The organism is Cellulomonas sp. P2_F12 (assembly GCF_056403775.1).
In genome coordinates this window covers 589,179-614,422 of sequence record NZ_JBFUEV010000001.1, presented here as the reverse complement: position 1 = coordinate 614,422, position 25,244 = coordinate 589,179, and the positions used below count along the sequence as shown (strand labels likewise).

The following is a 25,244-nucleotide window of genomic DNA, read 5'->3' as shown; positions in this document are numbered from 1 at the left end:
CGTTCAGTCGCCGGGCAGAGCCTCGAACGCGTCGGCGAGCCGCTGCGCGACGAGCTCGATCTGCCACGGCCGCGCGCCCCCGGCCCGCAGGAACTCCCCGATCCCGTCGGCGTCGAGCGTCTCGGGTGGGGTCCAGCACAGCCGCCGGAGCAGGTCGGGCTGCAGGAGGTTCTCGGCGGGCACGTCGTGCGTGCTCGACAGGTCCGTGACCACCTCGCGGGCGGCCACGAGCCGGGCGGCGGCCGCGGGGTCCTTCTCCGCCCAGGCGCGGGGCGGCGGCGGGGCGTCGCTCTTGGGTCCGCGGACGGACGGGAGCTGGTCGTCCGGCGTGGCCAGGCCGCGGTCGACGGCTTGCTGCCAGAGCGCGGCGCGGCGTCGGGTGCCCTTGCCGGCGAAGGCGGGCAGCGCGGTGAGCGCGGGGACCGACCGGGGGAGCGCCTGGGCCGCCGCGACGATCGCGTGGTCGGGCAGGACGCGGCCGGGCGAGATGTCGCGCGTCCGGGCGTTCTGGTCCCGGGTGAGCCAGAGCTCGCGGACCACGGCGAGCCGGCGGGCGTCGCGGATGGCGTGCAGCCCCGACACCCGGCGCCACGGCTCGACCCGGGCCGCCGGCGGGGGAGCCGTGCGGACCGCCTCGAACTCCTGAGCAGCCCACTCGGCCTTGCCGGCGACCGCCAGCCGCTCGGCCAGCACCTCGCGCAGCTCGACCAGCACCTCGACGTCGAGCGCCGCGTACCGGAGCCACTCGGTGGGCAGCGGGCGGGTGGACCAGTCGACCGCCGAGTGCTCCTTGGCCAGTCCGAGGCCGAGCGCGTCCGCCACGACGGCGGCCAGCCCGACCCGCTCGAGGCCCAGCAGCCGGGCGCCCAGCTCGGTGTCGAAGACGCGGCTGGGCCGCATCCCCTGCTCGGCCAGCCCGGGCAGGTCCTGCGAGGCGGCGTGCAGCACCCACTCGACGCCGACCAGGGCGTCGGACAACGAGGAGAGGTCGGGGACGGCGATGGGGTCGATGAGCGCGGTGCCCGCACCCTCGCGCCGGATCTGGACCAGGTAGGTGCGCTGCCCGTAGCGGTAGCCGGACGCCCGCTCGGCGTCCACGGCGACCGGTCCGGTGCCGGCGCCGAACGCCGCGACGACCGCCGCGAGGGCCTCGGGCGTCTCGACGACGGGCGGGATGCCCTCGGCCGGCTCGGTCAGCATGACGACCTCGGGGGCGGCCTCGACCGTCGGGTCGGGCTCGGGGGTCCCGGCAGGCTCGGATGCCCCGGCCAGGGCGCCGGGGGTCGCCTCAGGTCGCATGTGGTCAACGGTAAGCGACGACGCGGACGCATCTGTGCAGGCCGCGCGGGTGGCGCGCAGTTCGGCTCAGGCTTCGGACGGGTGCCCGGCCCGGCTCAGGACAGGACGCCGCCGCGGATCGAGATGGCGACCAGCTCGGCGCGGTCGCCCGTGCCCAGCTTGCGCGAGATGCGGGCGAGGTGGCTCTTGACGGTGAGCGCGGACAGGCCGAGCTCCTCGCCGATGAGCCGGTTGGTCCGGCCGTCGGCGACCAGGCGCAGGACGCTGATCTCCCGGGCGGTGAGGTCCGGCAGCGGAGGCGGGGGAGCGGCGGCGACGACCGCACGCGGCAGGCTGGGTGCCGTGGCTCCGGCGACGACGCCGCGCAGCCCGCCCTGCAGGAGGACGGCGAGCTCGGGGCGGCTGGCGCGGCGGGTGAGCACGACGACGCGCGGCGCACCGCGGCGACGCAGGTTACGGACCAGGGGAGCGCCGTCGCCGTCGGCCACCTCGGTCACGACGACGCACATCTGCTGGGTCGACGGAGGTGCGGTGGTGCGCGAGCTGGGCACGGCGGGCCTGAGCTCGGGCCTCCGGGCCGGGGCCAGGTCTCGTCGCAGGGGCTCGATGGTCACGTGCCAGTCATCGGCACCGAGGCCTCGGGACTTGAGGTCGACGGCCTGACGCAGCCTGGCGAGCTGCGCTCAGCGCCTCGGGCCGAGGGCGACGACGCCGTCGGGCAGCGGCTCGAGACCCGCCGCGGTGCACAGCAGCGTGCCCCAGGCCTGCAGGTGGGGGCCCAGATCCTCGTCGGCCGCGGTCCAGGACGCACGGATCTCGAGCTCGGTCTGCTCCGAGCGGCGCTCGAGGGCGCCGAAGCTCTGCGACAGCACCCGCGTGACGGTCCCGCCGGCCGCGTGGGCGTCCAGCCCGGACTCCTCGAGCGCGTCGGTGAACCACGTCCACGCCACCTCGGCGAGCATCGGGTCGGCGCCCACCTCGGCCTCCAGGGTGGCGCGCACGAGCGTCACCAGGCGGAAGTGGCCGTCCCAGGCCTCCTGGCCCGCGGGGTCGAAGAGGACGACGAACCGGCCCGACGCCAGCTCCTCGGCCGCGACCGACCGGCGTGCCGTGCGCACCTCGGCGGTGAGCGCGGCCGAGAACGGGGCGATCCGGGCGGGGCCGGGCACCTCGTCGAGGATCACCTCCGGGCGGACCGTCACCTTGCGCAGCGAGCGCAGCGCGCTGACGAACTCGACTGGGACGTCCTCTGGACCCGCGGGTGTCACGTGGTGGAGCGTACGCACGGCGTGCCCTGAACGGGTGTCCGGCACGCCGCCGCCCGTTCACGCTCGGACCGCGTCTCGATGTCCGGCCCGCCGCTCCCGTCTCCGTCGCACCGGACTAGGCTGACGCGCGCACCCAGCACCCCCGGACGTCGCCCCACCCGACCTGCGCCTGCACGTGCCCCGCACCTGCACCGCGCCGTCGTGGTCGCGGCCCGTGCCGGCCGTCGATCGAAGGAGCTCTCCCGCATGGTCGCCTCAGGAACTGCCACCGGAACCGCGCAGATCGGCGTCACGGGGTTGGCGGTGATGGGCCGCAACCTCGCCCGCAACTTCGCGCGCAACGGCTACACGGTGGCCATCCACAACCGGTCGTACGCCAAGACCGAGTCGCTGGTGGCGGACCACGGCGACGAGGGCGCCTTCGTGCCGTCCGAGTCCGTCGAGGACTTCGTCGCGTCCCTGGCCCGGCCCCGCAAGATCGTCGTCATGGTGAAGGCGGGCGGCCCCACCGACGCGGTCATCGACGAGCTGGTGCCGTTCCTCGAGGAGGGCGACATCGTCGTCGACGCCGGCAACGCGCACTTCCCGGACACGATCCGTCGGGAGGCCGCGCTGCGCGAGAAGGGGCTGCACTTCGTCGGGTCCGGCGTGTCCGGCGGCGAGGAGGGTGCGCTGCTGGGCCCGTCGATCATGCCTGGCGGCACCAAGGAGTCGTACGAGTCGCTCGGCCCGATCCTCGAGAAGATCTCGGCCAAGGTCGACGGGGTGCCCTGCTGCACGTACATCGGCCCCGACGGCGCCGGCCACTTCGTCAAGATGGTGCACAACGGCATCGAGTACGCGGACATGCAGCTCATCGCCGAGGCGTACGACCTCCTGCGCCAGGGGCTGGGTGCCTCGGCCGCGGAGATCGGCCAGATCTTCGCCGAGTGGAACACGGGCGACCTCGAGTCGTTCCTCATCGAGATCACCGCGGACGTCCTGCAGCACGTCGACGCCGAGACCGGGTCGGCGTTCGTCGACATCGTGCTCGACCAGGCGGAGCAGAAGGGCACCGGCCGCTGGACCGTGCAGAACGCCCTCGACCTCGGCGTGCCGATCACGGGCATCGCGGAGGCGACGTTCGAGCGCGCCCTGTCCGGCTCGGTCCCGCAGCGGACGGCCGCGCTGGGCGTGCTCCCCGCACACACGACCCCGTGGGAGGTCACCGACCGCGACGCCTTCATCGAGGACGTCCGGCTCGCGCTGTACGCCTCCAAGGTGGTCGCGTACTCGCAGGGCTTCGACCAGATCGCCGCCGCGAGCGCCGAGTTCGGCTGGGACATCGACCGGGGCGCCATGGCCCGCATCTGGCGCGGCGGCTGCATCATCCGCGCGCGCTTCCTCAACCGCATCACCGAGGCGTACGAGCGCGACGCGCACCTGCCGCTGCTGCTGGCCGACGAGTACTTCACGGGCGCGGTCGGCAACGGCGTCGAGTCCTGGCGCCGGATCGTGTCCGGGGCCGCGCTGCACGGCGTGCCCACGCCGGCGTTCTCGTCGTCGCTGTCGTACTACGACGGCGTCCGTGCGGAGCGGCTGCCCGCGGCCCTGATCCAGGCGCAGCGCGACTTCTTCGGCGCGCACACGTACCGCCGCACCGACAAGGACGGCACGTTCCACACGCTGTGGTCGGGCGACCGCACCGAGCAGACCGCGTGAGCACAACCGCCCTGCAGCCCGTCATCCTCGGCGCCGACATCGGCGTGTACGCCCTGGCCCGCTCGTTCCACGAGGCCTACGGCGTCACGTCGGTGGTCGTCGCCGGGGCGGCGCTCGGTCCCGTGGCGCACTCGAAGATCGTGCGGCACGAGATCGTCGCCGACGGCCACGACGCCCGCCAGCTGGTGGACCGCCTGGTCACCGTCGCGCAGGGGATGCCCGACAAGCGCCTGCTCCTCATGGCGAACTCGGACTGGCTGGTCCGGGTCGTCGTGCAGCACCGCGCGCTGCTCGAGCAGTACTACGTGGTCCCGTTCCTGTCGGAGCACCTGCTCGACCGGATCTCCGACAAGGCGACGTTCGCGGAGATCTGCACGGACCTCGGCATCTCGGTCCCGCGCACGATCGTGCAGGAGTTCTCCGGCGGCTCGTCGTGGGAGGCCGCCCCGGTCGACCTCGAGTACCCGCTGATCGCGAAGGCGGCCAGCAGCGCCGACTACCAGGACGTCGAGTTCGAGGGCAAGAAGAAGGTCTTCGAGATCGCGACCCCCGAGGAGCTGGCGCAGCTCTGGGAGTCGCTGCGCGGTGCCGGTTTCCACGGGCGGTTCGTCGTCCAGGAGCTGGTGCCCGGCGACGACACGCAGATGCGCTCGATCACCGCGTACGTGGACTCGCACGGGGCGATCACGCTGCTCTGCTCGGCGCACGTGCTGCTCGAGGAGCACACGCCGTCCGGGCTGGGTAACCCCGCGGCCATGATCACCACGCGCGACGACGCGATGCTCGACCAGGCGCGGACGCTGCTGTCCGCGACCGGGTACCGCGGGTTCGCCAACTTCGACGTCAAGGTGGACCCGCGCACCGGGGCGTTCCGGTTCTTCGAGGTCAACCCGCGGATCGGCCGCAACAACTACTACGTGACCGCCGCGGGAGCCAACCCGATGCGGTTCGTGGTCGAGGACGCGGTCGAGGGTCGGTCGGTGCCGCCGGTCGTCGTCGACAAGGAGATCCTCTACTCGGTCGTACCGCACCGGTTGCTCCTGAGGTACGTCCTGGATCCCGACCTCCACGCGCGCGTGCGTCGCCTGGTGAAGGCGAAGGCCGTGGCGCACCCGCTGAGGTACGCGAAGGACGCCTCCCCGCGCCGTCGGCTGTACGTCGCGATGGCGCTGGTCAACCAGGTCCGCAAGTTCCGCCGGTGGTACCCGGAGGTCACCCAGACCGGGTTCTAGGACACGACGAAGGGCGGCACCCCGCGGGTGCCGCCCTTCGTCGTCCGTCAGCCGATCTCGCTGGTGCCCGAGTACAGGTGCAGGACGGGGACCTGGAGCTCCTCGCGCGCCCGGGAGGCCCAGTCGCGGTGGAACGTGTCCTCGACGGCGTGCGGGTAGGTCACCACGGCGACCTCGACCACGTCGCCGTCGGCGACCGCGGCCTTGAGCGCGGGCAGGGGGTCGTCGTCGACGACCGTGCCGGTCGCCTCGCGGCCCGCGGCGACGAACGCGGCGACGCTGCCGGCCAGCTGCTCGTCGGCCGTCGCCTTCGCCTCGGGCGTGGACGGCTCCTTGCCCAGCGCGCGGTGCCAGGCCTCCTTGAGCTCGCCGAGGCTGAGGTTGTCGATGATCGTGGAGACGAGCGGTCGGTCCGTGTCCGCCGGGACGAGCACGCGGTACGCGTACGTCTCGCCCTCGTGCAGGGCGAGCAGCTTCTCGACGTCGGCGCTGGCGAGGGTGTCCTCCGTGAGGACGATGATCGTGTCGGTCACGCGCCGAGCCTAGCCACCCGCCACCGTCCCAGCAGCACGCCGTCCGCGTGGAGCAGGTGCAGCGGCGTCAGCGCGCGCGGCGGCTCGAACCAGGTGGGCAGGTGCGTGATGCGCCCCGCGGGTCCGCCCACCAGCTGCGGGCTCCAGGTCAGGCAGAGCTCGTCGAGCAGGTCGGCGTCGAGCAGCTGGGCCAGGAGGGTCGGGCCGCCCTCGGCGAGGACGCGCACGAGACCGCGGTCGGCCAGGGCCGCGACGACGGCGCGGGGGTCGACGGCACCCGGGATCCCACTGTCGGCCACGACGACGTGGTCGGCGCCGATCCGCTCCCGCAGCGCGCCCAGCGACGGGTTGGTGCCGGTGGTGAGCACGATCGGCGGGCGCTCGGAGTCGAGCAGCTCGAGGGGGAGCTCGCCCGAGGCGGTGACCACAGCGAGCTCGAGGGTCTCCGGCAGGCCGAGGGCGGCCCGGGCCTCTCGCAGCTCCTCGGGGACGTCCAGGGCGGTGTAGCGCTCGCCCCGGGCCGTACCGGCGCCGATGAGCACGACGTCCGCGAGGGCGCGCAGCACGCGGAAGACCCGGAAGTCGGCGGGGCCGTTGATGGAGCCGCTCACGTGGTTCGCGCCCGTGGCCGCCCCGTCCAGCGTGGTCACCATGTTGGCCCGCACGTGGACGCCCGCGGCGGGAACGTCGGCGAAGAGGGCGAGCAGCTCGGCCTCGTCGGCGCGCGGAACCAGGTGCCGGACGGTCGCGTCGAGGGGGAGCAGGACGTCGAGCGCGGGGAGGTCGGGCACGACTGCCAACCTAGGACAGGACGTCCGCCAGCGCCGCGACGTCGCCGATCACCACGACGGCCGGGTTGCCGACGCCGCGCTCGCGGGCGAGGTCCGCGATGTCCGCCAGCGTGCCGACGGTGGTCCGCTGCGACGGCAGGGTCCCGTTCTCGACGATCGCGACGGGCGTGCCCGGGTCCTTGCCGTGCGCGAGCAGCGCGCGGGTGTGACCGGGCAGCTGCGCCACGCCCATGAGCAGCACCAGGGTGCCCTCGAGGCGGGCGAGCGTGGGCCAGTCGGGCGCGGTGTCGTGCGCCGACAGGATGGTCAGCTGGCGCGCGAGGCCGCGGTGCGTGACAGGGATGCCGGCGGCGGCGGGCACGGCGAGCGCGCTGGTCACGCCGGGGACGACGTCGACCTGCACCCCGGCCTCGAGGCACGCGAGCACCTCCTCGCCGCCGCGGCCGAGCACGAACGGGTCGCCGCCCTTGAGCCGGACCACCCGGTGTCCGGCGCGGGCGCGCTCGACGAGCACCGCGTTGATCTCGGTCTGCGTGAGGGTGTGCGCGTGCGGGGACTTGCCGGCCTCGATGATCTCGACCGCGGGGTCGAGCTCGGCCAGCAGGGCGCGGGGGGCCAGCCGGTCGACCACCACGACGTCGGCCTCGGCGAGGGCACGCCGGCCGCGGGTCGTGATGAGCCCGGGGTCGCCGGGTCCGCCGCCGACGAGGGTCACGCGGCCCGTCGAGGGTCGGTGGTGGCGCAGGGGCAGCGCGCCCGTGTCGAGCAGGAGCGCGATCGCGGACCGCAGAGCGGCGGCCCGGCGCGGGTCCCCGCCTGCGCCGACCGCCACCGTGACGTCGCCGGACCGGGCGACGGCGGGCGTCCACGCCGTCGAGGCGCTCGCGTCGTCGGCGCGCACGCACCAGAGCCGCGAGGCCTCGGCGTCGGCCGCGACGGCGTCGTCGACCGCGCGCTCGCCGGTCGCCGTGTGGACCAGCCAGGCGCCGTCGAGATCGGTGGACAGGTAGTCCCGCGCGCGCCAGGTCACGCGGCCCGCGGCGACGTGCTCCGCGAGGTCCTCGCACAGGGCGGGCGCGACGACCAGCACGTCCGCGCCGTCCTCGACCAGTCGGGTCGCCCGCCGGGCGGCGACCGGGCCGCCGCCGACGACGACGACCCGACGGCCGCGGACGTCGAGCAGCAGGGCGTGCTGCGGCGCGCTCATATGCCGGACCCGGCGAACCAGTCGTCGTCGTCCTGCGCCGACGGCGCGGGGGTGAGCCGGTCGAGCAGGGTGGGGCCGATCATCCCTGCGGCGAGCGTGGTGCCGTCCGCCGGGTCGACCAGCAGGAACCCGCCGGTCCGCCGGTGCGTGGCGTACGGGTCCAGCACGATCGGCTCGGCGAGCCGGATCTTGACCCGCCCGATCGCGTTGAGCGTGAGGGCGCGCGGCGGGATGTCGGAGGAGGTGTCGGTCGCGTCGACCGCGTAGCGCGTGTCGATCCCGTCCCACGCGTCGACCGTCAGCGCGTCGACGTCCAGCCGCGCGTTGACCTCCCGCAGGAGCGCGCGGACCGTGCGCGTGCCCACCCGGACCAGCAGGCGAGCACCCAGGACGCTGCGCTTCTCGGCCAGCCAGCACACGGTGCCCTCGAGGTCCGAGCCGACCTCGACGGTCTCGGCGGTCGGGACCAGGACGTCCCCCCGGGCCACGTCGACGTCGTCGGCGAGCCGCAGCGTCACCGACTGGGGCGCGTGCGCCTCGGTCAGGGGCCCGTCGAACGTGTCGATCCCGACGACCGTGCTGCGCTTGCCGGACGGCAGGACGGTGACCTCGTCGCCGACCGACACCACCCCGGACGCGACCCGGCCCGCGTACCCGCGGTAGTCAGGGTGCTCCGCGGTGCGCGGGCGGATGACCACCTGCACGGGGAACCGGAACGGCTCGGAGAGCGCGTCGCGGCCCACCGGCACCGACTCGAGGTGCTCGAGCAGCGTCGGGCCGTCGTACCAGGGCGTCCGTGTCGAGCGGTCCACCACGTTGTCGCCGGCGAGCGCCGACAGCGGGACCGCGGTCACGTCCTCGATGCCGAGGCTCAGGGCGTACGCCGTGAACTCGTCGGCGATCGAGCGGAACGTCGGCTCGTCGAAGTCGACCAGGTCCATCTTGTTCACCGCGAGCACCACGTGCGGCACGCGCAGCAGGGCCGTGATCGTGGCGTGCCGACGGGTCTGCTCGAGCACGCCCTTGCGGGCGTCGACCAGCACGATCGCGAGCTCGGCGGTCGAGGCGCCGGTCACCATGTTCCGGGTGTACTGCACGTGCCCGGGGGTGTCGGCGAGCACGAACGCGCGCGTGGCGGTCGAGAAGTAGCGGTACGCCACGTCGATCGTGATGCCCTGCTCGCGCTCGGCCCGCAGGCCGTCCGTCAGCAGCGCCAGGTCGACGTCGCCGCCGCCGCGGGCCAGGGTGGCGGCCTCGACGGCGCTCAGCTGGTCGGCCAGCACCGACTTCGTGTCGTAGAGCAGGCGGCCGATCAGGGTGCTCTTGCCGTCGTCGACGGACCCCGCCGTGGCCAGGCGCAGCAGGTCCCGCGTCGCGTGCTCGGTCACGTGGTGGATCTCCTCAGTCGGCTCGAGCTGGCTGGTCGCGGCGCCCATCAGAAGTAGCCCTCGCGCTTGCGGTCCTCCATGGCGGCCTCGGACGCGCGGTCGTCGGCGCGCGTGGCGCCCCGCTCGGTGAGGCGGCTGGCACCGACCTCGGCGATCACCTCGGGGATCGTCGACGCCTCGGACTCGACCGCGCCGGTGCAGCTCATGTCCCCGACCGTCCGGTAGCGGACCGTGCGGACCTGCAGCGTCTCGGTCGGGCGGGGGCCGCCCCAGTCCCCGGGCGCCAGCCACATCCCGTCGCGCAGGAACACCTCGCGCCGGTGGGAGTAGTAGATCGAGGGCAGCTCGATCTGCTCCCGCTCGATGTAGCGCCACACGTCGAGCTCGGTCCAGTTGGACAACGGGAAGACGCGCACGTGCTCGCCGGGCCGGTGCCGACCGTTGTAGAGGTCCCACAGCTCGGGCCGCTGGCGGCGCGGGTCCCACTGGCCGAACTCGTCGCGCAGCGAGAACACCCGCTCCTTGGCGCGCGCCTTCTCCTCGTCGCGACGCCCGCCGCCGAACACCGCGTCGAACCGGTGGGCGGTGATGCCGTCGAGCAGGGGGACGGTCTGCAGGGCGTTGCGCGAGCCGTCGGCACGCTCGGCGACGCGGCCGTCGTCGATGGCGTCCTGCACGCTGGCGACCACGAGCCGCAGCCCGTGCTCGGCCACGACCCGGTCGCGGTACTCGATGACCTCGGCGAAGTTGTGGCCGGTGTCGACGTGCATCAGCGAGAACGGCACGGCGGCCGGCCAGAACGCCTTGCGGGCCAGGTGCAGCATGACGATCGAGTCCTTGCCGCCGCTGAACAGCAGCACGGGACGCTCGAACTCGCCGGCGACCTCGCGCATGACGTGGACGGCCTCGGACTCCAGGGCGTCCAGCTGCGTGAGGGTGGTCGTGCCCGTCATGTGTGCAACCCGCATTCGATCTTGGAGGTACCTGACCAGCGTCCGGCGCGCGCGTCCTCGCCGGGGGCGACGGCACGCGTGCAGGGGGCGCAGCCGATGGACGCGTAGCCCGCCTGGCGCAAGGGGTTGAGGACCACCTGGTGCTCCTCGACGTAGGCGTCCACGTCCGCCTGCGTCCACGCGGCCAACGGGTTGAGCTTGACCTTGCCGCGCTTGGCGTCCCAGCCCACGACGGCGATGTCCGTGCGGGTCGGGGCGTCCTCGCGGCGCATGCCGGTGACCCAGGCGGTGTACGGCGCGAGCCCGCGCTCCAGCGGCTCCACCTTGCGCAGGGCGCAGCACAGGTTCGGGTCGCGGTCGTGCAGCTTCGGGCCGTGCTCGGCGTCCTGCTCGGCGACCGTGCGCAGCGGCAGGATCGTGCGCAGTGAGATGTCCGTGAACTCGGCGTAGTAATCGCGCGTCCCGAGCGTCTCGGCGAAGTGGTAGCCGGTGTCCAGGAAGATCACGTCGATGCCCGGCACGGCCTCGGCGGCGATGTGCACCAGCACCTCGTCGCCCATCGAGGACGCCAGGACCAGGTCGGTGCCGAACGTCTCGGCGGCCCAGCGCAGGATCTCCGCCGGGTGGGCACCGTCGAGGTCGCGGCCCGCCTGCTCCGCGAGCTGCTGGAGGTCGGTGGTGATCATGAGCGCGCCACCAGCCCGACGAACTTCAGCGCGAAGGCGCGGGTGCAGGAGCGGCACTCCCACTGGCCGTGGGTCTCGCCGGCGGGCCACAGGTCCTCGCTGGCGCAGAACGGGCAGTAGTAGGGGACGGCCCGCTCGCCTGACGTTCCGCTCATCGCAGGTCCTCCTCGTCGGCCCGGTGCGCCCACTGGGCGAACAGCTCGCCCTCGGTGCGCTGCTCGTCGAACTTGCGCGTCACGCGCTCGATGTAGTCGGGGAGCTCCTCGGCCGGGACGCGCAGGCCACGCAGCGTCTTGCCGAGCCCGCCGGTCAGCCCGAGGCCACCACCGAGGTGCACCTGGTAGCCGTCCTCGCCGCCGGCGAGCGCTCCCTTGAGGCCGATGTCGGCCGTCTGGATGCGGGCGCACGAGTTGGGGCAGCCGTTGAGGTTGATGGTGATCGGCTGGTCGAACGTCGGCAGCCGGTCCTCCAGCTCGCCGATCAGGTGCGTCGCGCGCGCCTTCGTCTCGACGATGGCCAGCTTGCAGAACTCGATGCCGGTGCACGCCATGGTGCCGCGGCGGAACGTGCTCGCCGCCCGGACCGGGAGACCCAGCGCCTCGAGCCCCTCGACCAGCGGGTCGACCTTCGCCGGCGCGACGTCGAGCACGACGATCTTCTGCTCGACGGTCAGCCGGACCTTGTCGGACCCCGCCGTCTCGACGAGATCGGCCAGCTGCTGCAGCAGCTCGCCCGAGATGCGGCCGACCGTGGGCGCCATGCCGACGTAGAAGCTGCCGTCCTTCTGCGGGTGCACGCCGACGTGGTCGCGTCGGCCCGTGGGCGGCGGGGGAGGCTCGGGGCCGTCCTCCAGCGTGAAGCCGAGGTACTCGCCCTCCAGCACCTGCCGGAACAGCTCGGGACCCCAGTCGGCCACCAGGAACTTCAGGCGGGCACGGGTGCGCAGCCGGCGGTAGCCGTAGTCGCGGAAGATGCTGACGACGCCGACCCACACGTCGGGGATCTGCTCCAGCGTCACGAACGCGCCGAGCCGGACGCCGAGCTTGGGGTTGGTGGACAGGCCGCCTCCGACCCAGAGGTCGAAGCCCGGGCCGAGCTCGGGGTGCACCACGCCGACGAACGCGACGTCGTTGATCTCGTGCGCGACGTCGTGGTGCGGCGAGCCGCTGATCGCGGTCTTGAACTTGCGCGGGAGGTTCGAGAAGCGCGGGTCGCCGATGTAGTTGTCGACGATCGCGCGCACGGCCGGGGTGCCGTCGATGATCTCGTCGGCCGCGACGCCCGCGACGGGGGACCCGAGGACGACGCGCGGGCAGTCGCCGCAGGCCTCCTGGGTGCTCAGCCCGACGGCCTCGAGCCGGCGCCAGATCTCCGGGACGTCCTCGATGCGGATCCAGTGCAGCTGGATGTTCTGCCGGTCGGTGACGTCCGCGGTGCCGCGGCCGAACTCGACCGAGATGTCCGCGATGGTGCGCAGCTGCTGCAGGCTCAGGGCGCCGCCGTCGCAGCGGACGCGGAGCATGAAGAACTCGTCGTCCAGCTCGTGCGGCTCGAGCGTCGCCGTCTTGCCGCCGTCGATCCCGGGCTTGCGCTGCGTGTAGAGCCCCCACCAGCGCATCCGTCCGCGCAGGTCCTCGGGCGCGATGCTGGCGAAGCCCTCGCGGGAGTAGACGTCCTCGATCCGCTGGCGGACGTTGAGGGCGTCGTCCTGCTGCTTGAACAGCTCGTTGCCGTTCAGCGGTTCCGTCTGGCCGAACGCCCACTGACCCTCGGCACGAGCAGCGGGCGGGGCGATCCTGGTGTGCGCCATAGGGGCGTTATCTCCGGAAGAACGTGGACGTGCGCCTGCACCCACCGCTGGGGACGCGGTTCTCTGGACGCAGACCGCGCGCCCGAGGGGGGACGAGGGGCGGGGTCAGTTGCTCCGCGGACAGCAGCACACGCACGGGTCCGCGGCGACGGTGCACATGCACCGACACGACTGGCGGAACCGGGGGGCGATCACCCGACGAGGTTGTCACGTGAGCGTGGAACTCGGGAGAGGGTGTCCGGATCATGAGATGTTCGGGTCGATATGTGGCACGGGCGTCCAGAACGCGATAAGCGGACCGATCCGGTCGTGATTCGGAGGCCCGGCGGGAGCGACGTAGGCTGCTCGATCGTGACCTCCCCGGACCCCGTGCTGGCGTCGACGGGCACCCCCAGCCTCACGCAGCGCCGGCCGGTCGTCCCCCCGGACCGCCTGCTGGCCGAGCTCGTGCCGCCCCGCCACTTCGCCGACGAGTCCTTCGCCACCTACCGACCGGACCCCGCGCACCCGTCGCAGGCCGCGGCCGTCGCGCGGCTGTCCGCCGCGGCCGAGGAGATCCGGCGCGGCCCGTCCCGTTCGTGGCTGAAGCGCGGCAGGTCGACCCCGGTGGCGATCTACCTCGACGGCGGCTTCGGCGTCGGCAAGACCCACCTGCTCACGTCGCTCGCGCACGCGGTCGGGGTCTCGGACGCGGCCTACGGCACGTTCGTCGAGTACACCAACCTGGTCGGCGCCCTCGGTTTCCTGCCGACCGTCGAGGCCCTGGCCACCCGGCGCCTGGTCTGCATCGACGAGTTCGAGCTGGACGACCCGGGCGACACCGTCCTCATGTCCCGCCTGCTGCGGGAGCTCGCCGACCGCGGGGTGGCGCTCGCGGCCACGTCGAACACGCTGCCCGGCTCGCTGGGCGAGGGCCGGTTCGCGGCCGAGGACTTCCTGCGCGAGATCCAGGCGCTCGCGGCCCGGTTCGAGGTCCTGCGCGTCGACGGCGACGACTACCGGCACCGGTCCGTGGTGACCGATGCGGACGGGCTGTCCGAGGACGCCGTGGCCGCCGCGGCCGCCGCGCGCACCGACGCGACGCTCGACGACTTCGGCGACCTGCTCGCGCACCTGTCGACCGTGCACCCGAGCCGGTACGGCGCCCTCCTCGACGGCATCGGGCTGGTCGCCCTCACCGGCGTGCGGCCCGTGCCGACCCAGGACGTCGCGCTGCGGCTCGTCGTGCTGGTCGACCGGCTCTACGACCGGGACGTGCCCGTCCTGCTGGGCGGCGCGGGGGAGAAGGACCTGTTCTCGCCCGAGATGCTCGCCGGCGGGTACCGCAAGAAGTACTACCGCGCGCTCTCGCGCTTGGGCTCGCTCGCCGCGGACGGAGCCGCGCTCGTCGCCTGACGCGCCGAGCTCAGGCCAGGACCACGACCGAGCGCGGCGGCGTCAGCACCAGCGCGCCTCCGGGGGTCGCCTCGACGGCGGCCGGGTCCCACGCCGCCACCACGTCCAGCGGGTCGTCGGTGTGCACCGGGACGGCGACCTCCTCGCCGGACAGGTTGATCACCACGCGTGCGGACCCGCGGTGCAGCACCATCCAGCCGTCCCACGGCACGTCCTCCTGGTCGCGCTCGGAGGCGCCGCCCCAGACGAGGTCGGTGGCCGACAGGTCGCCGGACGCGATGTCCGGGACGGCCCGGCGGACCGCGATGAGCTCCCGGTACCAGTCGCGCAGGCGGGCGTGCTCGGGGTGGGCAGGGTCGTCGAGCTCCTCGCGCGTGAGGATGCTGCCGCGGAACGGGGCCGGGGACTGCGGGTCCGGGACCTCGATGTCCCCGCCGTAGAGGACGTCCCAGCCGTGGCCGCCGAACTCGCGGCGCCGGCCGTCGCGCACGGCGGCGGCCAGCGACGGCTCCGGGTGGTCGGTGAAGAACTGCCAGGGGGTCCGGGTGCCCCACTCCTCGCCCATGAAGAGCAACGGGCTGAACGGGGACAGCAGGACGAGGGCGGCCTCGACGGCGAGGCGGCCCGGGTCGAGGCGGGCGGACGGGCGGTCGCCGAGCGCGCGGTTGCCCACCTGGTCGTGGGTCGAGGCGGCGACGACGAACCGGTGGCCGTCGGTCCCGGGCGGCACGGGGCGGCCCCAGTCGCGGCCGCGGAAGGACGACCAGCCGCCGTCGTGCACGAACACGCTGGTCAGCGCCTTGTGCAGCGTCTCGGGGGCACCGAAGTCGCCGTAGTAGCCGTGCCGCTCACCGGTGACCAGGGCGTGGATGGCGTGGTGCACGTCGTCGTCCCACTGCGCCGTCATGCCCCAGCCGCCGAGGGCCGTCGGCGTCACCGCCACGGAGTCGTTGAGGTCGGACTCGGCGACCAGGGACAGCGGGCGACCCAGGGCGGAGGACAGCGCGGCGACCTCGTCGGCCAGCTGCGCGAGCAGGTGCCGGTCCGAGAAGTCGATCAGCGCGTGCACGGCGTCCAGGCGCAGGGCGTCGACGTGGAAGTCGCGGAACCAGCGCAGCACGCTGTCGCACACCCACCGCCGGACCTCGGGCGACCCGTCGCCGTCGAGGTTGATCGCGGAGCCCCACGGCGTCTGGTGGTCGTCGGTGAAGTACGGGCCGAACTCCCCGAGGTAGTTGCCGGACGGGCCCATGTGGTTGTGCACGACGTCGAGGCAGACGCCCAGGCCGCGGGCGTGGGCGGCGTCGACGAACGCCTGCAGGGCCGCCGGCCCGCCGTACGGCTCGTGCACGGCGAAGGTGCCGACGCCGTCGTACCCCCAGCCGTGCACGCCGCTGAACGGCCCGACCGGCAGGAGCTCGACCAGGTCGACGCCCAGCGAGGCGAGCTCGTCGAGGTGCTCGATCGCCGACAGGAGCGTGCCCCCGGGCGTGAAGGTGCCGACGTGCAGCTCGTACGTCACGTGGCCGCGGGCGTCGACCCCGGACCACCCCGCGTCCGTCCACCCGAACAGGGAGGTGTCGAACACCCGGCTCGGGCCGTGCACCCCGGCGGGCTGCCAGGCGCTGCGCGGGTCCGGGCGCGGGTCGCGGCCGTCGACGGAGTACGCGTAGTCGGTGCCGTGCGGCAGGTCGCGGTCGACGGACCACCAGCCGTCCTCGGCGGACAGCGGGACCCGCGACGAGCCCAGCACGAGGTCGACGCGCGCCGCAGCGGGCGCCCAGACACGAGGGATCACGAGCTCAGCCCTCGGCCCGCACCAGCAGAGCGACGGGCAGCCGGTCGAGCAGGGGACCGACGTCCACGACGCCGCCGGCGACGGGCCGGTCGGTGAGGACGTCGTGCCAGTCGCCGTCGGGCAGCGCGACGGTGTGGTCGGCCCAGCCGCCGAGCCGGTCGACGGACGCGGCGAGGCGGGTGGCGACGACGGCGACCCGGGCCTCGCCGGCCACGGAGCGCGCGTACGTCAGCGAGTGCCCGGAGGAGTGGGCGAGCGGCAGGAAGCCGCTGTCGGGTCCGACGAACGCCTCCGGCAGCGACCGGCGCAGGCGCAGCGCCCGGGACGTGACCAGGAGCTTCTCGTCGGCGAGGTCCCGCGGTCCGGCGCCGTCGTCGAGCCGGGCGAGCCGGGCCACCAGCGGCTCGAGCGGGACGGGCCGGCGGTTGTCCGGGTCCACGAGCACCGGGTTCGGCACCTCGGTCCCCTGGTAGACGTCGGCGATCCCGGGCAGCGTGAGCTGGACGAGCTTGGTGCCGAGCGTCGTGGCCCGGACCGCGGGCCGCGTGCGGACCTCCCAGTCGCCGAGCAGGCTGGCGACGACGGGGTCGACGAGCGCCTGCCGCGCGGCGTCGAGGACCGCGCGCTCGTAGGCCTCGTCGGGAGCGGTCCACGTCGTCCGGTTCTTGGCCTCGCGGATCGCCTTGGTGAGGTACTCGACCAGGCGGTCCTCGGTGATCGGGCCCTCGTCCGTCCACGTGCCGGCCAGCGTCTGCCACAGCAGGTACTCGGTCCGGCCGTCGAGCAGCGCGCTGCGGTAGGGGGCCGAGGTGGCCCGCAGGGCGTCGACCAGCACCGACCACTCGCGGGGGAGCTCGCTCAGCACGCCGAGGCGCGACCGGGTGTCCTCGCCGCGCTTGGTGTCGTGCGTGGACAGCGTCGTCATCCCCAGCGGCGCGGAGACCTGCATCTCGGCGGCCCACGCGGACAGGTCGGTGGGGGTCAGCGCGAACTGCTCCGGGTTGCCGCCGACCTCGCACAGGCCGGTCAGGTGGGTCCAGCGGTAGAACGCGGTGTCCTCGACGCCCTTGGCCATCACGGCGCCGCAGGTCTGCTGGAACCGGACCACCAGCTCGTCCCGGCGGGGTCCGCGCGTGCGCCCGGCGCTGCCCACCTCGCGGCCGAGCAGCAGGTCGACGACGACGTCCATGGTCGCGCTGCGCTCGGGCGAGAGCCGGGCACGCGCGTGCACGGCGGCCGTCTGCAGCACCTCGAGCGACTCGGGGTGCACGGTCTCGCCGGGCACGACGTAGGCGCGGTAGCGGTCGAACGCGACGAGCAGCTCGATGAGGCAGTCCTCGAGCGCGCGCCAGGTGTGGTCGCGCAGGCGCAGGTCGGCGCGGCAGATGTCCGCTGCCAACGACGTCAGCCGGTGCACCTCCGCGTACAGCGGGCCGTCGACGATCTCCCGCTTGGCCTGCTCGGCGATCGCCGGGAACGCGTCGGACGTGTCGTCCGTGAGCCGGTGCATGACCGCGCCGAGGACCGCCGCGCCGCCGGGGTCGACGAACGTCTCCTGGATCCGCCAGAGGGCCTCGTACCCGGTGCTGCCGGCGGTCTCCCAGTCGGGCGGGAGCGTCTCGTCGCCCTCGAGGATCTTCTCGACGACCACCCAGGCTCCGCCGCTCGCCTCCCGCAGCCGCGCCAGGTAGCCGGCGGGGTCGGCCAGGCCGTCCGGGTGGTCGATCCGCAGCCCGTCGATGGTCCCGTCGGCCAGCAGCGACAGCACGAGCGCGTGCGTGGCGTCGAACACCGCGGGGTCCTCGACGCGGACGGCCAGCAGGGTGCCGACGTCGAAGAACCGCCGGTAGTTGAGCTCCTCGTCGGCGACCCGCCAGTACGCCAGGCGATAGTGCTGGCGCTCGACCAGCTCGCCGAGCGGCAGGGACTCGGTGCCGGGCCGGACGGGGAAGACGTGGTCGTGGTACCGCAGCACGGTCCGGGTGCCCTCGCCGTCGCCCTCGATCTCGACCTCGTCGAGCTGCAGCTCGTCGCGCCCCAGGACGGCCCCGATCCGGTCGCCCAGCACCGGCATCAGGACGGCGCCGTCGCCGGCGGACCAGTCCACGTCGAACCAGTCGGCGTAGGGGGAGTCCGGGCCCTCGGCGAGCACCGACCACAGGGCGCGGTTGTGCCAGACCGGCGTGGGCACGGCCATGTGGTTGGGCACGATGTCGAGCACCAGGCCGAGGCCCGCGTCGTGGGCGACGTCGGCCAGCCGGCGCAACGCGGGCAGCCCGCCCAGCGACGGCGCGATCTCGTCGTGGTCGACGACGTCGTACCCGTGGGTGGAGCCGGGCGCGGCGCGCAGGATCGGCGACAGGTACACATGCGTCACGCCGAGCGACGCCAGGTACGGCACCCGCCCCGCGACGTCGTCGAGCGTGAGGTCCTCGCCCAGCTGGACCCGGTAGGTCGACGTCGGCACGGGCCGGCCCGCCGTCGGCAGCCGGCGGGTGGGCGTCGGGCGCGGGTCGCTCATGCGGACGGGCGCGGCCGGGTGGTGCGTCGCTTCGGCTTCTCGTCCGCCGACTCGGCGTGCTTGCGGCCCCTGGTCTGCTTGGCCGCCTCGCTCGCCGCCGTCGCCACCGCGCCGATGCCCGACGACGTCGGCGACGGGAGGATCGAGGGACGGGTGAACACGATGATCGACTTCTCCCGGAGCTCGAGGGTGGTGCCCGCCGTGACGGTGCTCCCGGCCTCGATCTGCGAGTCCGTGTCCACGACCGCCGTCCACACGTCCCCGAACTGGCTCTGCGGGAGCGTGAACGTGGCGGCGTCGGGCTGCCCGTTGAACAGGACGAGGAAGCTGTCGTCCACGATCTCCTGGCCGCGCAGGTCGGGCTCGGCGATCGCGTCACCGTTGAGGAACACCATCACGGCGCGCGCGTGGTCCGCACCCCAGGCCTCGTCGCGCATGTGGTGGCCGTCGGGCGCGAGCCAGGCCAGGTCCAGGAGGTCGGACTGGTCCGAGAGGTCGGGCTGGCCGGCGAAGAAGCGACGGCGTCGGAACACGGGGTGGTCCTGACGGAGCCGCACGAGCCGACGAGTGAACTCCAGCAGGTCGGTCTTGTCCTGGTTGAGGTCCCAGTCGACCCAGGAGAGCGGGCTGTCCTGGCAGTAGACGTTGTTGTTGCCCTGCTGGGTGCGGCCCAGCTCGTCGCCGTGGGCGATCATCGGGACGCCCTGCGAGAGGAGCAGCGTGGTGAGGAAGTTCCGGCGCTGACGCGCGCGCAGAGCGGTGATCGCGGGGTCGTCCGTGGGTCCCTCCACGCCGCAGTTCCAGGACCGGTTGTGGCTCTCGCCGTCGTTGTTGCCCTCGCCGTTCGCCTCGTTGTGCTTCTCGTTGTAGGACACGAGGTCCGTGAGCGTGAAGCCGTCGTGCGCGGTGAAGAAGTTCACGCTCGCGATCGGGCGCCGGCCGGTGTGCTCGTACAGGTCCGAGGACCCCGACAGGCGGCTGGCGAACTCGCCGAGCGTCGACGGCTCGCCGCGCCAGAAGTCCCGGACCGTGTCGCGGTACTTGCCGTTCCACTCCGACCACAGCGGGGGGAACCCGCCCACCTGGTAGCCGCCGTCGCCGACGTCCCAGGGCTCGGCGATGAGCTTGACCTGCGAGACCACCGGGTCCTGGTGCACGAGGTCGAAGAACGCGGACAGGCGGTCGACCTCGTGGAACTGCCGGGCGAGCGTGGCCGCCAGGTCGAAGCGGAAGCCGTCGACGTGCATCTCCAGAACCCAGTAGCGCAGCGAGTCCATGATCAGCTGCAGCACGTGCGGCGACCGCATGAGCAGAGAGTTCCCGGTGCCCGTGGTGTCGAAGTAGTGCGCCTGGTCCTCGTCGACGAGCCGGTAGTAGTTGGCGTTGTCCAGGCCCCGGAAGCTCAGCGTCGGGCCCATGTGGTTGCCCTCGGCGGTGTGGTTGTAGACCACGTCGAGGATGACCTCGATGTCGGCGGCGTGCAGCTCCTTGACCATCGCCTTGAACTCCTGCACCTGCTGGCCGGCGTGCTGGAACGCGGCGTAGCCGTTGTGCGGGGCGAAGAACCCGATGGTGTTGTAGCCCCAGTAGTTCGACAGGCCCTTCTCGACCAGCGACGGGTCGTTGACGAACTGGTGCACGGGCATGAGCTCGACGGCCGTCACGCCGAGCGACGTGAGGTGCTCGATGACCGCGGGGTGCGCCATGCCGGCGTAGGTGCCGCGGAGCTCCTCGGGGACGGCCGGGTGCTGCATCGTCAGGCCGCGCACGTGCGCCTCGTAGATGACCGACTCGTGGTACTCGTGCTGCGGCGGGCGGTCGTGGCCCCAGTCGAAGTACGGGTTGATGACGACGGAGGTCATCGTGTGGCCGGCGGAGTCGTCGTCGTTGCGCGCGTCTGGCGCGTCGAACCGGTACGAGTACAGCGAGGGGTCGCCGTCGATCTGTCCGTCGATCGCCTTGGCGTAGGGGTCGAGCAGCAGCTTGTTCGGGTTGCAGCGCTGGCCCTGCGCCGGGTCGTACGGACCGTGCACGCGGTAGCCGTAGCGCTGCCCGGGGGCGATCGCCGGCAGGAACCCGTGCCACACGAACGCGTCGACCTCGGTCAGGTTCACCCGGGACTCGGTGCCGTCGTCGGCGAACAGGCACAGCTCGACTCGTTCGGCCACCTCCGAGAACAGGGCGAAGTTCGTCCCGGTCCCGTCGTAGGTGGCGCCCAGCGGGTAGGGGCGTCCCGGCCACATCAGCATGCATGCCAGCGTGCCAGTCAGCCGTCCATCTGGCGCGTGGTGCGACGAGGAACCTCGGGTGGACTTCGACACACCGCCACCCGTTGCGCCGGGGCGTACGACCTGGTGCGCTGGCCTTCGGCACTCGGCCGACGCTGGGCGGCACCCCTGTGCCCGCCGGCGGGCCGACGAGGTGGAGGACAGCCGTGAGCGGTCAGGTCGTGGTCGTGGGGGCAGGGTTGGCGGGCGCCAAGACCGTCGAGGGCCTGCGTGGGCGTGGGTACGACGGACGGGTCGTCCTGCTGGGCACCGAGACCGAGCGCCCGTACGAGCGGCCCCCGCTCTCGAAGGGCTACCTGCAGGGCAGCGACGAGCGCGACGGCGCGTTCGTGCACCCCGCCGGCTGGTACGCGGAGCACGACGTCGACCTGCGCCTGGGCACGACGGTCACCTCGATCGACCTCGGCTCGCACGACGTCATCGACGGCTCGGGCACGCGGACGGGCTGGGACCACCTCGTGCTCGCCACCGGGTCCGCGCCGCGCCGCCTCGACGTGCCCGGCGCGGGGCTGACCGGCGTCGTGTACCTGCGGACCCTCGACGACAGCGACCGCCTCCGGGCCCGGCTCGCCGCAGGCCTGCGCGTCGTGGTCGTCGGCGGGGGCTGGATCGGGCTCGAGGTCGCCGCCGCGGCGCGGGCCGCCGGGTGCAGCGTGAGCGTGCTGGTCCGCGACCCGCTGCCGTTGCTCGGGGTCCTGGGACCGGAGCTCGCGGCGATGTTCGCCGACCTGCACCGGGAGAACGGCGTCGACCTGCGGACCCGTACCGAGATCTCCGAGATCGTCGCGGCCGGCGACGGGACGCACGTGGGCGCCGTCGAGCTCGCCGACGGGACCCTGGTCGACGCCGACCTGGTCGTCGTCGGCATCGGCGCCGCGCCGCGCGTGGAGCTGGCAAAGGCCGTGGGGCTGCACGTGGAGGACGGTGTCGTCGTGGACGCGCACCTGCGCTCGTCGCACCGCCAGGTGCTCGCGGTCGGCGACATCGCCCGGGCCTACCACCCGTTCCTGGAGACGCACGTCCGGGTCGAGCACTGGGCGAACGCGCTCAACCAGCCGGCCACGGCGGCGGCGACGATCGTCGGCGCCGACGAGCCGTTCGACGCGCTCCCGTACTTCTTCACCGACCAGTTCGACCTCGGCATGGAGTACGCCGGCCACGTGGGGTCGCACGGGTACGACGAGGTCGTCATCCGTGGCGACCTGCAGGGCCGTGAGCTCATCGCGTTCTGGCGGCGCGGTGGCCGCGTGCTCGCGGGGATGAACGTGAACGTGTGGGACGTGGTCGACGACGTGCAGGCGCTCATCCGCTCGGGCGCGGTGATCGACCATGACCGGCTGGCGGACCCCGACGTCCCCCTGGCGGACCTGCTGCCCTAGCCGAGGGTGCGCTCGGCGGCCCGGCGGACCACCCCGTCGTCGTCGGCGCCCTCGGCGCGCCAGCCCAGCTGCTGGATCGCGCCGTTGCCGCGGCGCAGGACCGTGGCCACCTGTCGCTCGACCCAGGCCAGGTCGCCGGACTCCGCGAGCGCAGGGCGGACGTGCTCCACCAGCTGCGCGACCACCTCGGCGGCCGACAGGGGCTTGCCCGACAGGGGGCTGACCAGGTCGCCCGTCAGGCCCGAGCGGGCGGCCCGCCAGGTCGCCGCCCGCATCAGCTCCGTGCGGGGCTGCGCGACCCGCTCGGTGCCCGCGGTCTCCGCGAGGGCCCGCACGAGCGCCGCCTGCAGGGCCGCGTCGTCTGCGTCGAGGCACACGTCGGCCACGCGGACCTCGACGGTGGGGTAGCGCGACGAGAGCCGCGCGTCGAAGTAGACCATCCCCTCGTCGAGGATCGCGCCCGAGCGCAGGAGGTCGTCGACGACCGCGCGGTAGCCCGCCGCGTCGCCGAACGGCGCGGTCGGTCCCGCGGTCGGCCAGCGGCCCCACACCTGCGAGCGGTAGGACGAGTAGCCGGTGCTGGTGCCCTGCCACGACGGGCTGTTGCCGCTCAGCGCCAGCAGCACGGGCGTCCACGACCGCAGGTGGTCGAGGATCCGGACGCCCTCCTCGTCGTTGGCGACCTCGACGTGGACGTGGCAGCCGCAGGTGAGCTGGTCGCGGGCCGTCTGGCCGAACTCCGCGCGGATCGCGTGCGCGCGCCGGTCGGGCAGGACCGTCGACTCGACCTCCTGCGGGGCGGTGGCCAGCGCGGCGATGCGCGCCCCCGCCCGGCGGGCCAGCTGGTCCGTGCGCGACCGCCCCTCCCGGATCTCGTCTGCCAGCGCGCCGAGGTCCGTGCACGGGTGCGTCGACGTCTCGATCTGCTCCTGCTTGAACTCCTTCTCGACGTCCCCGCCCGGCTCGTCGCCACCCGTCGGCCCGTCCGCCGAGGCGAGCCGCAGCATCGCGACCGCGACCGACGTCGGCCTGCCCTCGGGCGTGACCAGCAGGAACTCTTCCTCGACACCGACCGTCCGCATCGGCTCAGTGTGGGGGACCTCGACGCGGACCGCGCTCTACCAAATGACGCTGTCAGCACGCTGTGAACCGCTAGTGTCCAGGCCGTGACAGTGCTGGTGACCGGGGGGGCCGGCTACATCGGAGCACACGTGGTCCGACTGCTGCGGCAGACCGGCCGCGAGGTGCTCGTCGTCGACGACCTCAGCACGGGGTCCGCCTCGCGGGTGCCGGGCGTGCCGCTGGTGCGGCTCGACCTCGCCGACGCCGCGAGCGTGGGGCCGCTGACGGACGCCTGCGTGGAGCACGGGGTCACCGCCGTGATCCACCTGGCCGCGCGCAAGCGGGTCGACGAGTCCGTCGCCCGGCCGCTCTGGTACTACGCGCAGAACGTCGAGGGCCTGGGGAACGTGCTGCGGGCGACGCTGGCGGCCGCCGTGGAACCGTTCCTCTTCTCGTCGTCCGCCGCCGTCTACGGCTGCCCGGACCACCCCTTGGTGAGCGAGCAGGACGAGACCGTGCCCCTGAGCCCGTACGGCCGGACCAAGCTGGCGGGCGAGCAGCTGGTGCGTGCCGTGTCCCGGTCGAGCGACCTGCGCGCCGTCTCGCTGCGGTACTTCAACGTGGCGGGCGCCGGCTGGCCCGAGCTGGGCGACACCGGCGAGCTCAACCTGGTCACGCAGGCGCTGGCCTGCCTCGCCCGCGGCGAGCAGCCCCGGGTGTTCGGCACCGACTGGCCGACCCGCGACGGCAGCTGCGAGCGGGACTACGTGCACGTCCTCGACCTTGCCCGGGCGCACGTGGCGGCGCTCGCGGCCCTCGAGTCCGGGGACCTGCCGGGGGACACCTACAACGTCGGGACCGGCCGCGGCTCGACCGTGCTCGAGGTCCTGGCACGGATCGGCGAGGTGACGGGGCGGGACGCGACCCCCGTCGCCGCCCCGCGACGTGCCGGCGACCCCGCGGCCGTGGTCGCCGTCGTGGACCGCATCCGGGACGACCTCGGCTGGGTGGCCGAGCTCGGGTGCGCCGAGGTGGTGTCGAGCGCATGGGAGGCGTGGCGCACCCGCTAGTCCGGGAGCTGCGCCTCGGCCTGCACGGACTCCGGGGCGCCGAAGCGCGCGACGACGAGGGCGCCGCCGAGCACGAGCGCGAACGCGGCAGCGGAGGCCGGGCCGGCGCCGGCCGCGGGTCGGTCGCCGGCGAGAGCGATGCCCAGCGCCGCGCCCGTCACCGTCTCGATGCCGACCATGAGGGCGGTCACCGGCACCACGGGCGCGCGGCGCAGGGCGAGCGCGGCGACGGCCAGGCCGAGCACCCCGCACAGCCCGGCACACCAGGCGACGGGGTCGGTGAGCACGCCGGTTACGCTGCTGATCCGCACCACGTGGGCGCCCAGCGCGGTGACGCCGAAGGCCGTGCCGGCCAGACCGGCGAGCACCAGACCGCGCCACCGGGTCGGCCGGCCCGCCGCGACGACCGCCGCGAGGACGCCGATGGCCACCGTGGCCCCGACCACCAGCCACGTGGTGCCGTCGGTGACGGCGGCCGCGGTCTCGGGCTCGACGGTGAGCGCCAGGACGACCAGTCCGACCCCGAGGCCCGACAGGCCAAGCCAGTCCGTCCAGCGCAGCCGGGCGCCGAGGAAGACCACGGAGAGCATCGCGGAGACCGCGAGGCTGGACGCCCGGCCGGCCTGCACGGCGAACAGCGGGAGGGTGCGCAGCGCGACGAACGACAGGCCCGCGCCCAGCGCGACGAGCACCAGGGCCACGAGGTAGACACGGTTGCGGGCGAGGCCGCTCACCAGCGACCTGCCGAGGCGCACGTCGGCCGGGAGGTGCCGGACCGCGGACGCCTGGAGCACGACCGCGGTGCCCGAGCACACGGCCGCGGCGGCGACGCACAGCAGCGCGAGCCCCACCCGTCGACCCCC

At 73.8% G+C, this 25,244-nt stretch carries 21 protein-coding genes; 5 read left to right on the top strand and 16 right to left on the bottom strand.

Translation table 11 applies throughout. The features are described 5' to 3' along the window. Positions 1–3: 3 nt before the first annotated feature. From AC1DWH_RS02830 to AC1DWH_RS02820, 3 genes are all read right to left on the bottom strand, one after another. Positions 4–1,299: an HRDC domain-containing protein gene (locus tag AC1DWH_RS02830; RefSeq protein ID WP_477092388.1), complete on the bottom strand. Its 1,296-nt coding sequence runs from the start codon at positions 1,297–1,299 to the stop codon at positions 4–6. A gap of 95 nt (positions 1,300–1,394) precedes the next feature. After that, entirely contained in the window at positions 1,395–1,913 is a 519-nt protein-coding gene (locus AC1DWH_RS02825) for a helix-turn-helix transcriptional regulator (RefSeq protein ID WP_477092387.1), read from the bottom strand. A 69-nt stretch (positions 1,914–1,982) separates the two neighbouring features. Then, positions 1,983–2,567: a DUF3000 domain-containing protein gene (locus AC1DWH_RS02820; protein ID WP_477092386.1), complete on the bottom strand. Its 585-nt coding sequence runs from the start codon at positions 2,565–2,567 to the stop codon at positions 1,983–1,985. 246 nt (positions 2,568–2,813) lie between these two features. Between AC1DWH_RS02820 and gndA the strand changes: the two genes are divergently transcribed. Together gndA and AC1DWH_RS02810 are read left to right on the top strand one after the other, a co-directional pair. Next, complete coding sequence (gndA, locus tag AC1DWH_RS02815; RefSeq protein ID WP_456845844.1) at positions 2,814–4,268, top strand: NADP-dependent phosphogluconate dehydrogenase; 1,455 nt, start codon at positions 2,814–2,816, stop codon at positions 4,266–4,268. Continuing rightward, positions 4,265–5,500, top strand: a complete 1,236-nt coding sequence (locus tag AC1DWH_RS02810) for a carboxylate--amine ligase (protein ID WP_477092385.1) — start codon at positions 4,265–4,267, stop codon at positions 5,498–5,500. The genes gndA and AC1DWH_RS02810 overlap by 4 nt, the downstream gene beginning before the upstream one ends. A gap of 47 nt (positions 5,501–5,547) precedes the next feature. Here AC1DWH_RS02810 and AC1DWH_RS02805 read toward each other — a convergent pair whose 3' ends face one another. The 8 genes from AC1DWH_RS02805 to AC1DWH_RS02770 are packed head-to-tail and all read right to left on the bottom strand — an operon-like array spanning position 5,548 to position 12,868. Next, positions 5,548–6,033 (bottom strand): hypothetical protein, encoded by a 486-nt coding sequence (locus AC1DWH_RS02805; protein WP_477092384.1) that lies wholly within the window; start codon positions 6,031–6,033, stop codon positions 5,548–5,550. After that, the gene (locus tag AC1DWH_RS02800; RefSeq protein ID WP_477092383.1) at positions 6,030–6,824 is read right to left on the bottom strand and encodes a dihydrofolate reductase family protein; all 795 of its coding nucleotides are present in this window, start codon (positions 6,822–6,824) and stop codon (positions 6,030–6,032) included. Before AC1DWH_RS02800 ends, AC1DWH_RS02805 begins: the two co-directional genes overlap by 4 nt. A 10-nt stretch (positions 6,825–6,834) precedes the next feature. Continuing rightward, complete coding sequence (cobA, locus tag AC1DWH_RS02795; protein WP_477092382.1) at positions 6,835–8,031, bottom strand: uroporphyrinogen-III C-methyltransferase; 1,197 nt, start codon at positions 8,029–8,031, stop codon at positions 6,835–6,837. Then, positions 8,028–9,467, bottom strand: coding sequence for a sulfate adenylyltransferase subunit 1 (locus AC1DWH_RS02790; RefSeq protein WP_477092381.1), 1,440 nt, complete (start codon positions 9,465–9,467; stop codon positions 8,028–8,030). Before AC1DWH_RS02790 ends, cobA begins: the two co-directional genes overlap by 4 nt. Next, positions 9,467–10,372 carry a sulfate adenylyltransferase subunit CysD gene (gene cysD, locus AC1DWH_RS02785; protein ID WP_477092380.1) on the bottom strand — a complete coding sequence of 302 codons (906 nt, stop codon included), beginning with the start codon at positions 10,370–10,372 and terminating at the stop codon, positions 9,467–9,469. The genes AC1DWH_RS02790 and cysD overlap by 1 nt, the downstream gene beginning before the upstream one ends. After that, positions 10,369–11,058: a phosphoadenylyl-sulfate reductase gene (locus tag AC1DWH_RS02780; RefSeq protein WP_456847590.1), complete on the bottom strand. Its 690-nt coding sequence runs from the start codon at positions 11,056–11,058 to the stop codon at positions 10,369–10,371. Before AC1DWH_RS02780 ends, cysD begins: the two co-directional genes overlap by 4 nt. Next, positions 11,055–11,213: a hypothetical protein gene (locus AC1DWH_RS02775; protein WP_456787299.1), complete on the bottom strand. Its 159-nt coding sequence runs from the start codon at positions 11,211–11,213 to the stop codon at positions 11,055–11,057. The genes AC1DWH_RS02780 and AC1DWH_RS02775 overlap by 4 nt, the downstream gene beginning before the upstream one ends. Continuing rightward, positions 11,210–12,868 carry a nitrite/sulfite reductase gene (locus AC1DWH_RS02770; RefSeq protein ID WP_477092379.1) on the bottom strand — a complete coding sequence of 553 codons (1,659 nt, stop codon included), beginning with the start codon at positions 12,866–12,868 and terminating at the stop codon, positions 11,210–11,212. Before AC1DWH_RS02770 ends, AC1DWH_RS02775 begins: the two co-directional genes overlap by 4 nt. Before the next feature lie 351 nt (positions 12,869–13,219). Here AC1DWH_RS02770 and zapE point away from each other — a divergent pair, with 351 nt between their 5' ends. Further along, entirely contained in the window at positions 13,220–14,263 is a 1,044-nt protein-coding gene (gene zapE / locus AC1DWH_RS02765; RefSeq protein ID WP_477092378.1) for a cell division protein ZapE, read from the top strand. A 10-nt stretch (positions 14,264–14,273) separates the two neighbouring features. On the opposite strand, the gene treZ is transcribed toward zapE, so the two are convergent. The 3 genes from treZ to glgX are packed head-to-tail and all read right to left on the bottom strand — an operon-like array spanning position 14,274 to position 20,831. Next, positions 14,274–16,061, bottom strand: coding sequence for a malto-oligosyltrehalose trehalohydrolase (treZ, locus tag AC1DWH_RS02760; protein ID WP_477092377.1), 1,788 nt, complete (start codon positions 16,059–16,061; stop codon positions 14,274–14,276). 4 nt (positions 16,062–16,065) lie between these two features. Continuing rightward, on the bottom strand, positions 16,066–18,582 hold the full coding sequence (treY, locus tag AC1DWH_RS02755) for a malto-oligosyltrehalose synthase (RefSeq protein ID WP_477092376.1): 2,517 nt from the start codon (positions 18,580–18,582) through the stop codon (positions 16,066–16,068). Further along, on the bottom strand, positions 18,579–20,831 hold the full coding sequence (gene glgX / locus AC1DWH_RS02750) for a glycogen debranching protein GlgX (protein ID WP_477092375.1): 2,253 nt from the start codon (positions 20,829–20,831) through the stop codon (positions 18,579–18,581). The genes treY and glgX overlap by 4 nt, the downstream gene beginning before the upstream one ends. Positions 20,832–21,016: 185 nt before the next feature. Here glgX and AC1DWH_RS02745 point away from each other — a divergent pair, with 185 nt between their 5' ends. Continuing rightward, on the top strand, positions 21,017–22,249 hold the full coding sequence (locus AC1DWH_RS02745) for an NAD(P)/FAD-dependent oxidoreductase (RefSeq protein ID WP_477092374.1): 1,233 nt from the start codon (positions 21,017–21,019) through the stop codon (positions 22,247–22,249). On the opposite strand, the gene AC1DWH_RS02740 is transcribed toward AC1DWH_RS02745, so the two are convergent. Next, a complete protein-coding gene (locus AC1DWH_RS02740) occupies positions 22,246–23,331 on the bottom strand; it encodes a carboxylate-amine ligase (RefSeq protein WP_477092373.1) in 1,086 nt (361 codons plus the stop codon). The genes AC1DWH_RS02745 and AC1DWH_RS02740 overlap by 4 nt on opposite strands. 84 nt (positions 23,332–23,415) lie before the next feature. Between AC1DWH_RS02740 and galE the strand changes: the two genes are divergently transcribed. After that, positions 23,416–24,381 (top strand): UDP-glucose 4-epimerase GalE, encoded by a 966-nt coding sequence (galE, locus tag AC1DWH_RS02735; RefSeq protein ID WP_477092372.1) that lies wholly within the window; start codon positions 23,416–23,418, stop codon positions 24,379–24,381. On the opposite strand, the gene AC1DWH_RS02730 is transcribed toward galE, so the two are convergent. Further along, entirely contained in the window at positions 24,378–25,232 is an 855-nt protein-coding gene (locus AC1DWH_RS02730) for a hypothetical protein (protein ID WP_477092371.1), read from the bottom strand. The genes galE and AC1DWH_RS02730 overlap by 4 nt on opposite strands. Between the last annotated feature and the right edge of the window lie 12 nt (positions 25,233–25,244).